The following is a 15,541-nucleotide window of genomic DNA, read 5'->3' as shown; positions in this document are numbered from 1 at the left end:
GGCGCGTTCGGGGGGGCCGCGTATCAGGCCGCCATGGCCCCCGGGTCAGCGCTGCTCGATCCCCATCGACGTCCCGGCGCACCCCGGCGGCCAACCTTTCTCGATCGCGGCTGAGCGCTGGAGTCGCGCCCCGCGATGCTCTAAGGGCGGCGTCGTTGATCTCTGCGCTGCAACCGCCTCACGACGAGGCCGAGCTCCGGTGCCGGGCGGCCGCGCTCGCCGGCCTGACGCTCGCCGATCTCGCACGCGCGCTCGGTTGCGCCGTGCCCCGAGGCGGCGTGCGCACGAAGGGCGCCGCCGGCGCGCTCGTCGAGCGCGCGCTCGGCGCGACGGCCGGCTCGACGTCGAGGCCCGATTTTCCCCACCTCGGGATCGAGCTCAAGACGATCCCCGTCGAGGTCACCGGGGCGCCGCAGGAGTCGACGTTCGTCTGCTCGATCTCGCTGGCGGACGCCGATCGTGCGGAGTGGGAGACGTCGCGCGCTCGCGCGAAGCTCGCCTGTGTGCTCTGGGTCCCGATCATCGCCGCTCCGGGCCGGCCGAGCGAGGAGCGACGGCTGGGCGCCCCGCGGCTCTGGCGGCCGACGGACGCGCAGGAGCGCGTCCTGCGCGCCGATTTCGAGGACCTGATGGGGCTCATCGGCATCGGCGCCGTCGAGGCGCTCACCGCGCACGCGGGGCGCTGGCTCCAGGTGCGGCCGAAGGCCGCGAGCGGGCGCTCGCGGACGCTCGCGTTCGGGCGCGACGGGGAGATGATCGCCGCGCTGCCGCGCGGCTTCTACCTGCGCCCCAGCTTCACCGGCGCGATCCTCGGCGATCCTGCCGCGATCCCGTCGTGACCGGAGAGCCCCCGCCGCACACGGGCAGCCCGGCGCGCGTCACTTGCAGGGGACGACCTTCTTGGAGCCGTCCGGCATCGTGGCGGTGCATGTCTCCAGCGAGAGATCGTCGTTCACGGTCGGCGTGACGGTGCGCGGCTGCGCCGGCGCATCCACGGCAGCTCCCCCAGCTTCCGTGGGGCGCGTGCGCCCTCGCCCGCCCGCGCCGGCGCGCGGCGGCTTGCCAGCGCTGGCGCTCGGCGACGTCGTCCCCGCTGCGGACGGCCCGCTCCCCGCGTCCGCCGCTGTCTCGGTCGAGCTGGCGCCCGCGTCCGATGCGCCTGCGTCCACCTCGCTCGCGCTCGCCGCGCTCGCGCCAGCGTCAGCGTCAGCGGCCGCCGCGGCGGCCGCAGGGGCAGCGACCGTCGGGATCGCGGAGGCCGTGTCTGGCGCCTGAAGCGCCGTCGCTGCCGGCGCGCCGGGAGCCGCTGTGTCGCCTGACGAAGGCGCGCCCGCCGGAGCGGTCGCCTCGCTCCCTCCCACGGCGAACCGGCTGCGCTGAAACTGGAGCGCGCCCCACGCGCCCACGAGGACGGCGACGGCCCCGACCCCCACGTAGAGCAGCGTGCGCCCGCGGCGCGGGGCCTCTTCCTCCACCGGAGGCGCCGAGTTGCCCGTGCGCGCGCCCCTGTCGCTCACCGACGGCCCGCCGCTGCTCGCGCGCGAGGCGCGCGACGTCCGCGTCATGGCCGTCCGCGAGGCCGGCGGAGGCAAGTCGAGCTCCACGGCGTGCTGGCGAAGGATCGCGCCGATGGTCGTGCGCGTGCTCGGCGCGGCGTACGGCGCGAGCGCCTGAACGAACTCCGCGATCGACTGGAAGCGATCCTCCGGCTCGCGCGCGATCGACTTCTCGATCACCTCGACGAGGCCCTCCGGCACCTCGGGGCGGAGGTCCTGGAGCGCCTCGGGCGGCGATGTGTAGATCTTCGCGCACAGCTCGGGGAAGCTGTCGGCGACGTACGGCGGCCTGCCGCCGATGATCTCGAAGAGGCACACGCCGAGCGCGTAGATGTCGGTGCGAGGATCGACGCTCTTCGAGGAGCGCATCTGCTCGGGGGACATGTACAGCGCGGATCCGAGGATCGTGGTCGTCTGCGTGAGCGAGACGTTGCCCGTGTCGCCGGTGAGGATCTTCGAGACGCCGAAGTCGAGCACCTTGATGTGCGGCGCGCCGTCCGGGCGCTTCGTCAGGAACAGGTTCGCCGGCTTCAGATCGCGGTGGACGATCCCGAGCGCGTGCGCCTCCGCGAGCGCCTCGCACGCCTGGACGATGTGATCGATGCACTCGCCGATCGCGAGCGTGCCCGCCTCGGCGGCGTGGCCCGCGAGGTCCACGCCGTCGAGCAGCTCCATCACCATGTACGGCTCGCCGCTGTCGAGGGCGGCCACGTCGAGCACGCGCACGACGTGGGGCGTCTGCAGCTTGGCGACCGTACGCGCCTCGCGCATGAACCGCTCCGACGCCTCGGTGTACGACATGAACTCCGGGAGCAGGAACTTGATGGCGACACGCGTATCGAGATCGAGGTGCAGCGCCTCGACCACGAGGCCCATGCCCCCACGGCCGATCGTGCGCTCGACGCGGTACTTGCGCGCAATGACGGTGCCAGGCGCAATCGTGTAGACGTTGTCAGCCTTCGGTTCCCCCGGGCCGAGCGGAAACGCAGCCGTCTCCGGGCCGACCGAGACTTCTCCTTCGGTCGAGTCCGGCTCACCAGAGGAGGGCGCCATCGAGCTAAGGTATACACGTCGCGCTTCTCCGAAGCGATTCCCCTCACGCCGCAGGAATGCAAAGAGCTGCGAAAAACCACCTCCCAGGTGGGACCCGGGCGCGGAACAGGCGGAACCAAGCGCAGCCCAGGGCCAGCCTGCGCGCCTCACGCACCGCGGACGACGCGCCCCTGCGGTCCGTTTGTGAGCGCCGATGACCGAAAGGCCGTTCCTTCAGGTTCGGCTCAGCGGTCCGCCCGCGCTCGTGGCCTCTCGATGCCGGTTGACAGCGGGCTCAACGGGTGCGCGCCGGCGGAGTCCGTGATCGGCGCATGTTCGCCGTCGAGGAGGTCCGGTGCGGTCCCTCGGTGCCGTGCGCCGGGGTTTGCCGCGTCGCCTTGAGGTTGCCGAGATCGGCCTCGATCTCGACGCCGAGCGCGCGGCAGCGACGGATGAGCCGCTCCAGATCGACCCCCGCCTCGATCAGCAAGCCCGAGGGGGGTGACGGATCGACGAACATCTCGGCCGCCGGCCTCCGCGTGCGGAGCAGCTCGCGGATCTCGGGATCCTCGATCCAGAGGAAGCCGGAGGCGCCGACGAAGCTCGCCTTGCCGATGACGACGCTCGCCTGGATGAGCATGCGCGAGATGGTGTCCGGCAGCGGCGCGACCGCCTCGATGCGAGAGCGCAGGGCGTCGCTGTCGAGGCCCACCGACAGCGCGCGCGCGATCGACGGCGGCGTGAGCAGGAGATCGACCTGATCGCCGACGCGGCCGATTTCGGCGAACGACGAGAGCCCGAGCACGGCAGCGACCTTGGCGCTCAGGCCGACGCGCAGCGCGTGCGCCTCGACGAACTTGCTCTTGCTGTTGTCCGAGCTCGGCGCGGAGCCCGCGAGGAGCGCCCGCCCGCGCGGCGTCAGCCGGAGCGCCAGCTCCGCGCTGGCCACGTCCTCGGCCCCGCCGAGATCGATGATCCCGAGCGCCGGCAGCGACTCCAGCGCGATCCGCCGCGTGATGTCGGGGACCTCCGGCGCCTCGACCGAGGCGCGCTCGGCCCAGCGACGGACCAGCCGCTCGACCCCGGCGATGCGCTCGTCCGCCGCCAGGTAGCCCTGCAGCGACTGCCAGGGGACCCAGCGGCCCTCGCCGAGGTCGTGCAGCGCGTCGAGCACCATCTCGCGGAGCGCGCCGATGGGGCTCGCGTCGCGGTTGTCCGACGCGACCCGGAGCACCTCCCGCTCGGCGCGCGCTTCATCCCACGCGCCGCCGCGGCGCCACGTCGTGAACAGGAGCGGCGTCAGCTCCTGCACCTGGAGCGAGCCGGGCGGCGTCGCCGGCGACGCCGCCGATGCGTCCCAGAGCCCGACGGCGCGCGACAGCGCCGCGACGAGCGCGACGCCCTCGACGTCCCGCCCGAAGCGCTGCGCGAGCCGGACGAGCAGCGAGCGCGGCGTCCCGACGCCGGGGCGCACGTCGCTGCCGGGCTCGCGCACGCAGTACGCGAGCGCCAGCGCGAGCATCCCGGGATCCGAGGCGAAGCGAGCGCGCCGCGGGGCGTGATCCTCCTCCAGGACGAACGACCGGATCTGCTCGCGCCGCTTCTCGCGCATCCGGCGGCGATCCGCGCCGACGATGGCGGCCACCTCGGTCGGCACGACGTGCCGGTTCGGATGGATCGGGATGAGGAAGGCGCGGCGCTCGAGCGCGAAGCCCGCGCCGCGGCGGCTCGCCGTCACCCCGCTCGCGCTGCGCAGGCGCATCGGCTCCCGCTCCAGATCGAGGAGTTCCTGCGTGTCCACCTCGCCGCCGACGGCCTCGATGGACTCGAGCAGGCGGCGCTCGACGGGCGCGAGGCGATCGATCTCCTCGCGGAGCCGCTCCGGATCGCTCAGCGTCTCCCACGCGTTCTCGAGGGACAGCGCGATGGGCGGCGTGGCCGGGCGGCCGAGGTAGTGCGTCGCGATCGCGCTCATCGTCTCGAAGGGCGCCTGCGCGAGCAGCGCCCTGATCGCCCGGGGGTCCTCGCTCTCCCAGCTCTTCAGCTGGACGAGGAACGCCGCCGGGAGCACGAGCTCGATGCCCTCGTCGGTCTTGCGCGCGTAGACGACGCCACGGGCGATGAGCGGCTCGAGGCCGGCCGGGAGCGAGGGGACGACGAGCACGCCGCCCGCCTCGGCGATGCGATGGAGCAGCTCGCGGCTGGCGGTCGGGAGCCGCGACGGGTCGCGCACGTCGGGGAGGCCGACCAGCGCCCGCGCCGCCTGAGAAGGCGCGTCGATGCGCTTCGCGGCGTCGATGCGGATCCCCATGCGTGTGATGAGGCCCTTGAGCTCCGACTCTGGGAGGGCGCGGAGGATGGCGTCGAGCCGCCTCGGCGACTCGTCGAGCTCAGCATCATCACTGCTCGCCATGCCTCCCGATTCGCGTGTCACCCGACCTTGCTCCTCATCTGCAGGATGCTCCCGCCCTGACTGCCGTCCGTTGGTCGTGGTCATGCGCTCGACTTGATCTCCCGGATATCCGATGACCCGCGTTAACCAACGGAATAGTCAGCCTCCTACCGTACACCAGGATGCTCGTCCAGCTTCAAGAAATCGAGCACTTTCCTCCTCCGAACACAATTTTCTCCGATCGCAATTTCGCTCGCTGGGCATCGCGGCGCCTCCTTTTCGTCTGTTCGCGTCTGTTCGCGTCTGTTCGCGTCTGTTCACCCCGCTTCACCCCGCTGTGGTTCACGTCGTCCTCGCACGTTCCTCGCACGTTCCTCGCACGTTCCTCGCAGGGTCACGCGCTGTTCGCCCGATTCGCCTCAGGCATCTCAGCCGCGCATCTCGCGCGCTCGTCTCGTGTACCGCGACCGCACGCAACCGCACGCAACCGCACGCAATCACACGCGCTCGTACGCAATCGCAGGCGGCCGCGGGACAGCGTTCGCGGTGCCGTGGTGCGCCACGCGCGCCTTCGCCTCACGCGACGCTCGACACGATTTGCCCCTCGCTCGACCTTGGCGACGTCCGCGACGTCGGCCGCGCGACGTCCGCCCCGCGATTCCGCCTCGGCGTGGCTGGCCCCGCCGCGTGAATTCCGTCGCACGCCACGCTCATGCCGGCCCGATGCCGCGCGCCTGCCGTCCTCGTCCGGCGGAGCCGACCGGTTCGCTGGATCGCTCACGAGGAAGGCTCGGCGACGAGCCGCGCTTGCCTTCCCGCGGGCCCACGTGGGAACGTCGCATACCTCCTTGATTTCCCGCCCCTGTTCGAGGCGCACCATGCTGTGCTCCACACCGCACGCCCGAAGCAATGAGCCCTCCCCCCCGCGCGCACGCCCGCAGATCGACGCCATCAGGCGACTCCTGAGTGACTCGGCGCCGTTTGCGCCCATGGCGTCGAGTGGAGACCCATCTTGATTCTGCGCGACCCAGTCCACGGCTTGATCGAGTTCGAGAGCGGCGAAGCGGCCATCGTTCCGCGCTTGCTCGGCGCTAGCGAGGTGCAGCGGCTGCGGCGCATCCGTCAGCTCGGGCTGACGTCGCTCGCCTTCCCGGGCGCCGAGCACACCCGCTTCTCGCACGCGCTCGGGGCCGCCCACGTGATGCGCCTCCTGATCGCGAGGCTCCGCCAAATCGATCGCGACCTTCCGTTCTGGCAGAGAGTGACCAGCGACCGCGCGCGCGACGCGATCGCCGCAGCGTTCCTGCACGATCTCGGCCACGGCCCGCTGTCGCACCTCTTCGAGGAGGCCATGCCGGGGGCGCTCCACCACGAGCGCTGGACCGAGCGCATCCTGCTCGACCCGTCCTCGGACGTGCACCAGGTGCTCGTGCGCCAGGATCCCTACCTCCCGCGGCGGGTCGCCGACCTCATCGGCGGGCGGCACGAGCTGCCGTACCTCGCCAAGGCGGTGAGCGGCACCTTCGACGTCGATCGCTGCGACTACCTGCTCCGCGACGCGCACGCGACGGGCGTCAGGTACGGCGAGTACGACCTGCCATGGCTGCTCCGCAGCCTCAGGTTCAGCGACGTCCAGGTGGAGATGCCCGGCGGCGGCGCCGCGTCTGCCCCGCCAGCGCCCGCGCTCGCCATCGACGGGACGAAGGGGATGAGCGCGATAGAGTCGTTCCTGCTCGCCCGCTTCTTCATGTTTCAGCAGGTCTATTTCCACAAGACGACGCGCAGCGCGGAGTGGATGATCGGCGCCATCCTCCGGCGCGTCGTCACCCGCCTCGCCGCCGGGGACCGGATCCCCGAGGTCCCCACGGCCGTCGCCGCGATGGCCGTCGGCGAGATGCCCACCCTGGCGCAGTACCTCGAGCTCGACGATCAGGTCCTGCTCGGGGCCATCCACGCCTGGGAAGCGGCGCCCGATCCCGTGCTGTCCGATCTCGCCCGCCGCCTGCGCGTACGCTCGCTCTTCAAGTCGGTCGAGCTGTTCCCGGAGCCCGGCGAGTCGCCGGCCGAGCGCGACGCCCGGCGCGCGTCGGCGCTCGAGACCGTGCGCGAGATCGCGCAGAGCGCCGGGCTCGACCCGGAGGTGTACGTCGGCGTCGACGTCGCCGAGGACACGCCCTACGCCGAGGACGCGTCGCTCATGGTCGTCTACTCCAAAGGGCGCCCGCGACGCCCCGCCGAGGTGTCCTTCTTGCTGGATCGGCTGCGCAACGAGACGATGACACGCACCCGGATCCTCTTCGCGCCCGAGCTGCGGGATACGGTGCGGGAGGCGCTGATACGCTGATGACCACCAGGGACAAGGCAGCCCGTGGATCGTCCGAGCCCACGCGCCGCGCCATCGCCAGAGCGCTCGCCAGCGTCGCAGCGCTCGCGGTGCTCGCGGCGGCGTCCACGGCGCACGCGGAAGGCGACGGCGCGTACGGCCGGCTGGACGGAGACCTCGATCTGCGCGCGGGCGCGGGCGCCTCGTTCGCGGACGGCGGTCCGGCGCTCTGCGCGCGCGGCGCCGCTGTGTACCTCTCGACCGCCGGCGTGTACGCGCACTACACCGACGCGCTCGGCGCAGAGGGAGCGCCCGTCGCGCGCTCGATCGCGGGCGGCGTCTTCATCCAGCCGCTCTTCCTCGCCCGCTATGCGAGCGATCTCGAGCGCAGCGCCCCCTGGCTCGACCTCTTCATCGACTCCGTTGCGCTCGGCGTCGGCTCGTTCTGGGAAGCGCCGCCCGGCGCCGGGCTCGCCGCGGAGCCCGGGCTGGAGCTCTCGCTGTCGCTCGACGTGCCGCTCCTGGGAGACGCCACGGGCCCGTTCCTCGGCCTGCGGGGCGCGCTCCGCTTTCGCGGGCCGGAGCTCTCGGGCGACGACGGCCCGCGCGACGCGCAGCGGGCGCTCCTCTCGGTCACGCTCGGCTGGCATCACGTCCTCCGCGCGCACCTCGTCGACGCAGGCGACCGCGCCCCCGCCCAGGGGGCGGCGCAGCGCGGCGTGGTCGGCGCGAGGACCCGCTGAGCGCCGCGCTCGACGAGCTGCGCGCGGCGCTGGTGGCCGCGTTCCGCGCCGGGCTGTCAGAGCTCGACCCAGCTCGGCTCGTCGAGCGCGCGCTCGACGCCGAGGCCGGAGCGCACCGCGGCCGCGTGTTCGTGATCGCGGCGGGGAAGGCGGCGCCCGGCATGGCCCAGGGGGCGCTCCGCCGCTGGGGTGACAGGATCGCCGGAGGGCTCGTCATCACCGTCGCGGCCCCGGCGCTCGCCGCGCGCGGTGAGACGGCATCGCTGGCCGACCCCGAGGAGGCCGCGCTGCGCCCGCTGCGCGTGATGCGCGCGGCGCACCCCATCCCCGACGCGCGCAGCGTGGACGCGGCCGAGGCGGCCCTCGCCATCGCGGCCGCGCTCGGGCCCGAGGATCTCTTGATCGCCCTCCTCTCCGGCGGCGCCTCGGCGCTGCTCGCCGCGCCGCCTCCGGGCGTGTCCCTCGCGGACAAGCAGGCCGTCGTCGCCGAGCTCCTGGAAGCAGGCGCGCCGATCCAGGACGTCAACCTCGTTCGCCGCCACCTGTCGCGGATCAAGGGCGGGCGGCTCGCGGCGGCGGCCCCGGCGCGCGTGCTGACGCTGCTCATGAGCGACGTCGTGGGTGGACTCCCGCACGACGTCGGCTCGGGCCCCACCGTCCCGGACCCGACGCGCGTGGACGAGGCGCTCGCCGCGCTCGATCGCTGGGCCCCTCGGTTCGCGCGGCTCGCGCCCGCGTTCAGCGAGTCGCTGAAGCCAGCGGACGCGCGGCGCCTGGAAGCGCGCGTGCTCGCCGATCCGGACGAGCTCGCGGAGCGCGTGGCGGCGGCCCTCGCCGACAGGGCAGGCCTCCGCGCCACCGCCGCCCCCGCCGAGGACGGCGACGCGCGCGCGATCGTGGAGCGTCGCCTCGCGCTCGCGCGCACCCTCGCTCCCGGCGAAGCGGCCGTGATCCCATGCGAACCGACGCTCGCCCTGTCGGCCCACCGCGGCGCCGGCGGCCGCGCAGGATGGATCGCGCTCGCCGCCCTGCGCGGCTTGCCGCCGGACGTCGCGCTCCTCTGCGCGGCCTCCGACGGCGTCGACGGCAGCTCCGGCGCGGCGGGAGCGGCCGTCGCCCGCGCGGCAGCCGCCGCGATGGACGACCGCACGATCGACTCGGCGCTCGCGCGCTTCGACGACGCCGTCGTTCACCGCGCGCTCGGCACGCGCGTCGAGACGGGCCCGACAGGTCACAACCTCACGGACTTGCACATCGTCGCGCGAGACTTCCTCGGAGGCGCGCGTGTGCGCTGACGCGGCGGCGCGCGCCGCGGCGCGGCAGCGCGCGTGAGCTCACGCGGCGGCGCGGGCCACGAGGCGAGCTCACGCGCGCAGGCGCGATGAGCGGCACCGCCCGCCGCAGAGGCGGCGCGCCCTCACTGCGGCTCGGTGACCGCGGCCGTGGTGTCGCCCATCGCCTCGCGCACCGCGAGCGCGAGCGCGCAGCTGTTCGCCTGCCGCTGCCGTGCGTCGAGCACGCTCCCCTCGACCGAGGGCGTCCCGCCGATGAGATTGCCGCTCGCTTCGCGGCGCACCCGCAGGATGGGCTTGCCGTCCGACAGCCGCCACACCCCGACCCGCGCCATGTGCGGCACCCCGAGCAACGCCTCGGTGCTCGCCGCTCCCTCGGCCGGCTCGTCGAGGACGAGGAGGTAATACTGCGCCCGCGTGAGGAGCTCCGCCGCGAGCGGAACATCGTCGCGCATCGTGTCCTCGAAGCTGGACTCCAGCAGCCGCAAGCGGAGCTCGCTCGAGGCATCCTGTGCGTCACGCACCCACTCGTCCGAGAGGACGTGCATCGTCCGGTAGGCGACGCGCAGGTTGAAGGGCTGCGCGGGCCTGGAGCAGCGCTCGGCCTCGTTGCAGTACTCGCCCGCGGGGCAGTCCCGCGTGCGCTTGCACTCCGCGCCGGCCAGCGGGTTCGGGTTCGGCACACGCAAGAGACACGCGGTGAACGCGTCGCGGAGCGACTGCTGCGCGTTCTTCCGGACGGCGTCGACGCCCGTGGCCTCGTCTACCCGGAGGCGCAGGTAAATGCCCGCAAGCTCGCGGAAATTCCACGTTTTGAGCGCCTCCCGATCCACGAGATCGGCGCCGGCGCTCCGCGCAAGATCGAGGGTCCAGCCCTCCACGCGCTCGCGCATGGGGAACCAGCGCGGGCCGAGCTCGACGGCGACCGCGCGCTGGCGCGCCATCAGCTTCTGGCGCGCGCTCTCCATCTGCCCCTGCGACCACTTCCAGTGGAGGATCGCCGAGACCGCCAGGACGAGGGCCGTGTAACCCCAGAACTTCGCCGGGGGCCAGCGCATCTTGGAGCGCGCCTCGCGCGCCTTGTAGACCGACGGCAGGCCGCGCTCGCGGGGCGGCTGTTCAGAGGACATAGCGGAGGCTCCACGCAGGAGGCCCCAGCCCGATCACCCGAGCAAGGCAGCCTCCTCCACGCGAGCCGCGTGGAGGCGAAGGCCGCGCCGAGCGCGCCGCTGGAGCCACCACGTTCCATGGTGACCGAGGCCGCCGGGGGTCGCCCGGCGTGCCCCATCCTTCTGTGCTCGATAGGTCAAGAAGCGGGGATCACTGCGACTTCGGGAGCTTGCTGACCATGAAGCTGACGTTCGGGTAACCGGCGAACGCCGCGGTCTGGAACACGCTCTTCACGACCAGCGCGGGCACGTTCTGATCGACCTGGAGGATGCACACGCCGGGGAACGGCTTGTTCGGCTGCACCTGCTTCCACAGCTCGCGCTTGTTCTTGAGCAGGTTGAAGAGCTCGTCGATCTTCTGAAGCCGCCCGAGCTCCTCGATCGCGCGGGTCGATCCGGCCAGGGCGCCGTCGACGAGGATCTGGTTGCCGTTCACGGCGACCATCGGCGCGTCGATGACGTCCTCGACGTTCTCCGCCTTCGGGAGCTTGACGTTCTTGTCGACGGCGATCTCGCCTGACGCCGAGAAGGACATCAGGAGGAAGATCACGGTCACGACGAGGAAGTCGATGAAGCTCACGAGGTTGAGCCCCGCGTTCGGGCTGCGAGCCCCGTGTCCGGACACCTTGTTCCACACGAACCGGAGCGGCACGCCCTTCATCAGCCGGCGGCCCGGCTGGTGGATCACGTGGGCGTGCGGGTTCTTGTGGTGCTTCGGATTGAACCTATCCATGTGCGCGCTCCTGCCTCAGCGGACCGAGAACGTCATGTTGAACACGGGGACCTGCTTGTTCCCATCGGGCAGCCGCATCTCGCGCTTGGGCGCGTAGAGCGCGTCGAGCACCGCGACGATCTCCTTGAAGGGCGTCCGGTTGTCGGTGTGGAGGATGGCCTGGTCGAGCTTCTTGTCGCTCGGATCCCGGTGGCCGCCGTGGGTCTTCCACTCCTCCTCGATCCGCTTCGCCAGCTCGGGGTAGCGGACGATCTTCGAGCTCGCGTCGCCGATCTCGACGGGCGACTTGTTCACCTTGACCTCGTTGACCACCGTCGCGCCCTGCTTCCACACGAGCCCGAACTCGCTCTCGCCGATGTGCAGGTTCAGCACCTTCTCCGGCGTCTGCGGGGTGAGCTCCTTGTTCGGGTCCGGAGGGCCAGGGACCTGGGCGTCCGCGTTCATGCGCGAGTTGGTGACCCAGACCGCCGTGATCAACAGGAATGCAATCGTGACCATCAGCAGGTCGATGAACGGGATCATGTTGATATCGCTGTTCGTCGACCGCTTCTTGCCGCCACCGTCGCCGACGTCTACGCCGCCCATATTGCCTTCCCAACGTGAGCCTGAGCTCACCTATCCAAGTTGTTCCGGGGAACGCCCTGCCCGCAGCTCGCGGTGGGCCACCATGCTGGGTCTGACTTCGTCGCTCTTCCGAAGTTCCCGGGGCCCCGGCGGCGGAAGCCGCCGTCCGGGGCTTCGAGGCGCGAAAGCGGGCCCAGGCGGCATCGCGCGCGGAGGGCGCTCGACGACCCGGGCCCGCCGAGGACCATCAGGCAGCCGCCTGACCTACTGCTGCGACATTCACCTTCTGACGGTTCGCGACGACGAGGTTGAGGATCTGCACCGACGCCTCGTTGATGTCGTCCTCGATGTGCTGCGTCTTGCCGTTCAGCACGGCGAAGCCGATGAGGCCGATGATGGCCACGCCGAGGCCGAAGGCGGTGCAGTTCATGGCCTCGGAGATCCCGAGCGCGAGCACGCGGGCCTTCTGGCTGGGGTCGACCGACTCGCCGGCGACGGAGCCGAACGACTTGATGAGGCCCGTCACCGTCCCGAGGAGGCCGGAGAGCATCGCGAGGTTCGCGAGCAGCGCGAGGTACGAGGTGCGCGCCGAGATCTTCGGCAGCTCGCGGAGAGCCGCCTCGTCCATCGCCGCCTGGACCTCCTCGTCGGGACGGTTCACCTTGACAAGGCCGGCCTGGACGATGCGGGCGAGCGGGGCGTTCGCCGCCGAACACATCTTCACGGCCTTGGCAACGTCACCCGCCAGGATGCACTTCTGCATGGTGGCGAGAAAGACGTCCTTGTTGATGGACGAGCCGAACAGGTAGAGGGCGCGTTCGACGATGATGCCGATCGTGAGGATCGACCAGAACAGGATGGGCCACATACCCCACCCACCCTCTTTGAAAGCTTCATACGCTCCGTGCATTGCTTCTGTCCTCCAGTTCGCCTCGCGTCCCCGGGATGAGGTTTCGCGCAACTCGATCGGTTCCCTTTGTCAGACTCGTGTTGCCGAGGGGCGGCAGTCTTTCACTCACACGTAAAGACGGATGAGAGGCCTGTTTTGCTTGGCGGCGCTGGCCGTGGACGGCGTGCTGCTGTCGCTCTCTGGCGAGATGCCCACGGGACGCTAACCGAGCGGCGCTGACCTCTGCAAGAGTCCTGATCGTCTCTTCTGGTGCCGGCGCGCGGCGCCGTCCCAGCTCTCCCACCTGTCGTCCAAGACTGACTTCGCGTCGTCGCGCCAGGGGCCCTTTCATGGCTCTGGGCGCGGCTCCCCGTTCACCGCAGAGCGTGCCGCCTTGTGGCCGAGCTACGCCGACGCGCCCGGGGGACTCGCGCATCTTCGCGATTGAGACCCGGCGCCGTCAAGAGAGATTTGGCCACACGTGAGCGCTCTGATACGGGCAAAACTTTACAACAATCGCGGGGTTATGTCATGATCGGCCGGGAGCGATGCGGGCCGACCAGCGGCAGATGCCGCGAATTTCAGGGGGCGCAGCGCCCGCATGACCGCCGCCGGCCCGACAGCGCGCCGCGGCAGTGCGAGCCGCGTCACCCGAGAGCGAGCGCAGCGGCTCATCCGCCCGGACGACGCGGCGATGGCAGAGCACGGCAGCCCGCTCAGACGCCCGCAGCCGGAGCGAATCAGGGGTCTCCGGACCACCCTGTCCGGCCTCGACGCGGACGGCGCCCGTCCGCGTGGCCGGAGCGAGCTCGCCGTGAGATACGCTGGTTCTTGCGGCGATTTTCGGCGATCTCGGCCTCGCGGCTCGGGGCGCGGCAGCATCGCCGAGCTTGCGCGCGGGATCGGGCGGCAGTTATAGTCGCCGCGCCTGGAGATTGTCGGGCTTCTGACGACGCTGAGAAAGGGACTTCGAGGATGCGTCATCTGCTGATGTTGGCGGCCGAGGGTGGTGGCGAAGGTGGGATGTGGGAGGCCATCAAGCACAATCCGACCTTCCTGATCGCGAACCTGGTCGTCTCCGCGGTCGTGGTGACCATCATCATCGAACGAACCGCGTTCCAGCTGGGGCGCTACCGCGTGAACTCCAAGGAGTTCTTCGCGCAGGTCAAGAAGCTGGTGGCGGCCGGCAACATCGACCGCGCCATCAAGCTCTGCGACGCGAGCGACTACCCGATCCTGCAGCTCGTCAAGGCCGGCCTGACCCACGCGAACAAGGGGGCCGACGAGATCGACGCCGCCCTCAGCGAGAAGCTGTCCGAGCTCAAGCCCGCCGTGGAGAAGCGCATCGGCGCCCTGTGGTCGCTCGCGAACATCGCGACGCTGATCGGCCTCATCGGGACGGTCTCCGGCCTGATCAACACGTTCGCCTCCATCGCCGCCCAGGGCCTCTCGCAGGCCGACAAGCAGCGGATGCTCTCGAACGGCATCGCGGAGGCCATGTACAACACGGCGTTCGGCCTCGCCATCGCGGTCGTGTGCATGATCGCGCACGTGCTGCTCCACACCCGCTCCAAGAACATCCAGCACGATCTCGAGTCGACGACCGAGCGCGTCTTCAACCTGCTCACGATCAGCAGCAAGCCTGGCTACTAGCCCATGGCGGACCCGCAAGACGTCCCGCTCAGCTCGGCGCAGCGATCGAAGATCCGGCGCCTATCGCAGCCCAAGGAGCCCGAAGCCGGGGAGGAGGCCGGCGAGCTCAACGTCGTCCCGTACCTCGACATCATCACGAACATCCTCATCTTCGTGCTCGCCAGCGTGTCGGTGACATTCGTGTCGTCGATCGACACGACCCCGCCGTCCATCGGCGGCGGCAAGGTGCGCAGCGAGCTCTCGAGCAAGGCGTTGAACCTCTCCGCGTTCATCACCAGCCAGGGGATCTCGCTGAAGACGTCGAGCGGCAACATCGCGACCGGCTGCCAGGACGTGGGCGGCGGGGTCACGGTGCCGAAGGCGAACGACAGCTATGACTACCCCGCGCTCACGGCGTGCGCGAAGCGCCTCAAGAACGCCCGCCCCGAGTTCAAAGAGGAGACGCAGGTGACGATCACGGCGAACCCGGGCATCGACTACAAGACGATCATCGACGTGATGGATGCGCTGAGGAGCGACGACGGGGAGGTGCTGTTCCCGGAGGTCCACTTCGGGGTGGCCCGATGAGCGCCGATCAGCGACCTGCTCCGCGGCCGAGGGCGACGGTCGTCCGCTACAAGGCGGCCCTCCGGAAGGCGATCCGAAGGAACCGGCGGGAGCCCGAGATCGACTTCCTGAACATCACGGCGATGCTCGACCTGATGACGATCATCCTCGTCTTCTTGCTGAAGAGCGTGGGATCGTCGGCGGCATCCATCCCGCAGTCGAAGGACCTCACCCTGCCGAAGTCGGTGATGCAGGCCGAACCTTCCCAGGAGGGTGTCGTCGTCATCGTCTCGAAGTCGCAGATCCTGGTCGGCGAGGATCCGACCCCGATCGTCATGCTGCCCAACCGCGAGCAGCTCGCGCAGTCGGGCGTCGACGCAAAGTACAAGCGCAGCGGCCCGAACGATCTCTACATCGTGCCGCTGGCGAACGCCCTGTCCCACGCGCGCGAGACGGACAAGGCCATTCGCGCGGCGAAAGGGCTCGATCCGTCGTCGTCGGAGGCGATCATCGTCGCCGACGCAACCACGCCGTACCGCCTGCTGATCGAGGTCCTGTTCACCCTGGGGCAGAGCGAGTTCGGCAAGTACCACCTGATGGTCCTGAGCGGCGGCCGCAAGCCGTAGCCCCCTCCCCCGCCCTGCGGTGC

Annotated in this window: 13 protein-coding genes; 7 read left to right on the top strand and 6 right to left on the bottom strand. The window is 71.0% G+C overall.

The window, feature by feature from the left end; translation table 11 throughout:
* Window positions 1-155 precede the first annotated feature (155 nt).
* Window positions 156-839, top strand: a complete 684-nt coding sequence (gene mutH / locus WMF22_RS16475; protein WP_437300017.1) for a DNA mismatch repair endonuclease MutH — start codon at window positions 156-158, stop codon at window positions 837-839.
* Window positions 840-878: 39 nt separating this feature from the next.
* Here the strand turns inward: mutH and WMF22_RS16470 are convergent, their stop codons facing one another.
* Together WMF22_RS16470 and WMF22_RS16465 are read right to left on the bottom strand one after the other, a co-directional pair.
* A complete protein-coding gene (locus WMF22_RS16470; RefSeq protein WP_438036314.1) occupies window positions 879-2,609 on the bottom strand; it encodes a serine/threonine-protein kinase in 1,731 nt (576 codons plus the stop codon).
* Window positions 2,610-2,883: 274 nt separating this feature from the next.
* On the bottom strand, window positions 2,884-5,001 hold the full coding sequence (locus tag WMF22_RS16465) for a hypothetical protein (RefSeq protein ID WP_044964985.1): 2,118 nt from the start codon (window positions 4,999-5,001) through the stop codon (window positions 2,884-2,886).
* A gap of 991 nt (window positions 5,002-5,992) precedes the next feature.
* Between WMF22_RS16465 and WMF22_RS16460 the strand changes: the two genes are divergently transcribed.
* From WMF22_RS16460 to WMF22_RS16450, 3 genes are read left to right on the top strand one after another with little or no spacing between them, the layout of a single operon-like run.
* Window positions 5,993-7,324 carry an HD domain-containing protein gene (locus tag WMF22_RS16460; RefSeq protein WP_437300015.1) on the top strand — a complete coding sequence of 444 codons (1,332 nt, stop codon included), beginning with the start codon at window positions 5,993-5,995 and terminating at the stop codon, window positions 7,322-7,324.
* A complete protein-coding gene (locus WMF22_RS16455; protein ID WP_437300014.1) occupies window positions 7,324-8,046 on the top strand; it encodes a hypothetical protein in 723 nt (240 codons plus the stop codon). The genes WMF22_RS16460 and WMF22_RS16455 overlap by 1 nt, the downstream gene beginning before the upstream one ends.
* Window positions 8,047-8,078: 32 nt before the next feature.
* Window positions 8,079-9,341 carry a DUF4147 domain-containing protein gene (locus WMF22_RS16450; RefSeq protein WP_438036313.1) on the top strand — a complete coding sequence of 421 codons (1,263 nt, stop codon included), beginning with the start codon at window positions 8,079-8,081 and terminating at the stop codon, window positions 9,339-9,341.
* A gap of 122 nt (window positions 9,342-9,463) precedes the next feature.
* On the opposite strand, the gene WMF22_RS16445 is transcribed toward WMF22_RS16450, so the two are convergent.
* The 4 genes from WMF22_RS16445 to WMF22_RS16430 form a co-directional block, all read right to left on the bottom strand.
* The gene (locus WMF22_RS16445) at window positions 9,464-10,468 is read right to left on the bottom strand and encodes a hypothetical protein (RefSeq protein WP_012235628.1); all 1,005 of its coding nucleotides are present in this window, start codon (window positions 10,466-10,468) and stop codon (window positions 9,464-9,466) included.
* A 190-nt stretch (window positions 10,469-10,658) separates the two neighbouring features.
* Entirely contained in the window at window positions 10,659-11,240 is a 582-nt protein-coding gene (locus tag WMF22_RS16440; protein ID WP_020735583.1) for an ExbD/TolR family protein, read from the bottom strand.
* A 15-nt stretch (window positions 11,241-11,255) separates the two neighbouring features.
* A complete protein-coding gene (locus tag WMF22_RS16435) occupies window positions 11,256-11,825 on the bottom strand; it encodes an ExbD/TolR family protein (RefSeq protein WP_437300011.1) in 570 nt (189 codons plus the stop codon).
* A gap of 226 nt (window positions 11,826-12,051) precedes the next feature.
* The gene (locus tag WMF22_RS16430; protein WP_231864858.1) at window positions 12,052-12,672 is read right to left on the bottom strand and encodes a MotA/TolQ/ExbB proton channel family protein; all 621 of its coding nucleotides are present in this window, start codon (window positions 12,670-12,672) and stop codon (window positions 12,052-12,054) included.
* A 1,011-nt stretch (window positions 12,673-13,683) separates the two neighbouring features.
* Between WMF22_RS16430 and WMF22_RS16425 the strand changes: the two genes are divergently transcribed.
* The 3 genes from WMF22_RS16425 to WMF22_RS16415 are packed head-to-tail and all read left to right on the top strand — an operon-like array spanning window position 13,684 to window position 15,518.
* Window positions 13,684-14,346 (top strand): MotA/TolQ/ExbB proton channel family protein, encoded by a 663-nt coding sequence (locus tag WMF22_RS16425; RefSeq protein WP_272098212.1) that lies wholly within the window; start codon window positions 13,684-13,686, stop codon window positions 14,344-14,346.
* A gap of 3 nt (window positions 14,347-14,349) precedes the next feature.
* Window positions 14,350-14,913, top strand: coding sequence for an ExbD/TolR family protein (locus tag WMF22_RS16420; protein WP_012235623.1), 564 nt, complete (start codon window positions 14,350-14,352; stop codon window positions 14,911-14,913).
* The gene (locus WMF22_RS16415) at window positions 14,910-15,518 is read left to right on the top strand and encodes an ExbD/TolR family protein (protein WP_437300010.1); all 609 of its coding nucleotides are present in this window, start codon (window positions 14,910-14,912) and stop codon (window positions 15,516-15,518) included. Before WMF22_RS16420 ends, WMF22_RS16415 begins: the two co-directional genes overlap by 4 nt.
* Window positions 15,519-15,541 lie beyond the last annotated feature (23 nt).

Origin of the sequence: Sorangium sp. So ce204 (genome assembly GCF_051526795.1) — a bacterium.
In the GTDB taxonomy this organism is placed as follows: domain Bacteria; phylum Myxococcota_A; class Polyangia; order Polyangiales; family Polyangiaceae; genus Sorangium; species Sorangium cellulosum_B.
The sequence above is the reverse complement of the archived record's forward strand: the minus strand, read 5'-3'. Positions and strand labels throughout refer to the sequence as shown.

Coding starts and splice junctions, on each gene's coding strand:
- WMF22_RS16435 (WP_437300011.1), bottom strand. CDS start 11,825: ATGGGCGGCGTAGACGTCGGCGACGGTGGCGGCAAGAAGCGGTCGACG.
- WMF22_RS16430 (WP_231864858.1), bottom strand. CDS start 12,672: ATGTGGCCCATCCTGTTCTGGTCGATCCTCACGATCGGCATCATCGTC.
- WMF22_RS16455 (WP_437300014.1), top strand. CDS start 7,324: ATGACCACCAGGGACAAGGCAGCCCGTGGATCGTCCGAGCCCACGCGC.
- WMF22_RS16420 (WP_012235623.1), top strand. CDS start 14,350: ATGGCGGACCCGCAAGACGTCCCGCTCAGCTCGGCGCAGCGATCGAAG.
- WMF22_RS16445 (WP_012235628.1), bottom strand. CDS start 10,468: ATGTCCTCTGAACAGCCGCCCCGCGAGCGCGGCCTGCCGTCGGTCTAC.
- WMF22_RS16440 (WP_020735583.1), bottom strand. CDS start 11,240: ATGGATAGGTTCAATCCGAAGCACCACAAGAACCCGCACGCCCACGTG.
- WMF22_RS16465 (WP_044964985.1), bottom strand. CDS start 5,001: ATGGCGAGCAGTGATGATGCTGAGCTCGACGAGTCGCCGAGGCGGCTC.
- WMF22_RS16415 (WP_437300010.1), top strand. CDS start 14,910: ATGAGCGCCGATCAGCGACCTGCTCCGCGGCCGAGGGCGACGGTCGTC.
- WMF22_RS16425 (WP_272098212.1), top strand. CDS start 13,684: ATGTTGGCGGCCGAGGGTGGTGGCGAAGGTGGGATGTGGGAGGCCATC.
- WMF22_RS16470 (WP_438036314.1), bottom strand. CDS start 2,609: ATGGCGCCCTCCTCTGGTGAGCCGGACTCGACCGAAGGAGAAGTCTCG.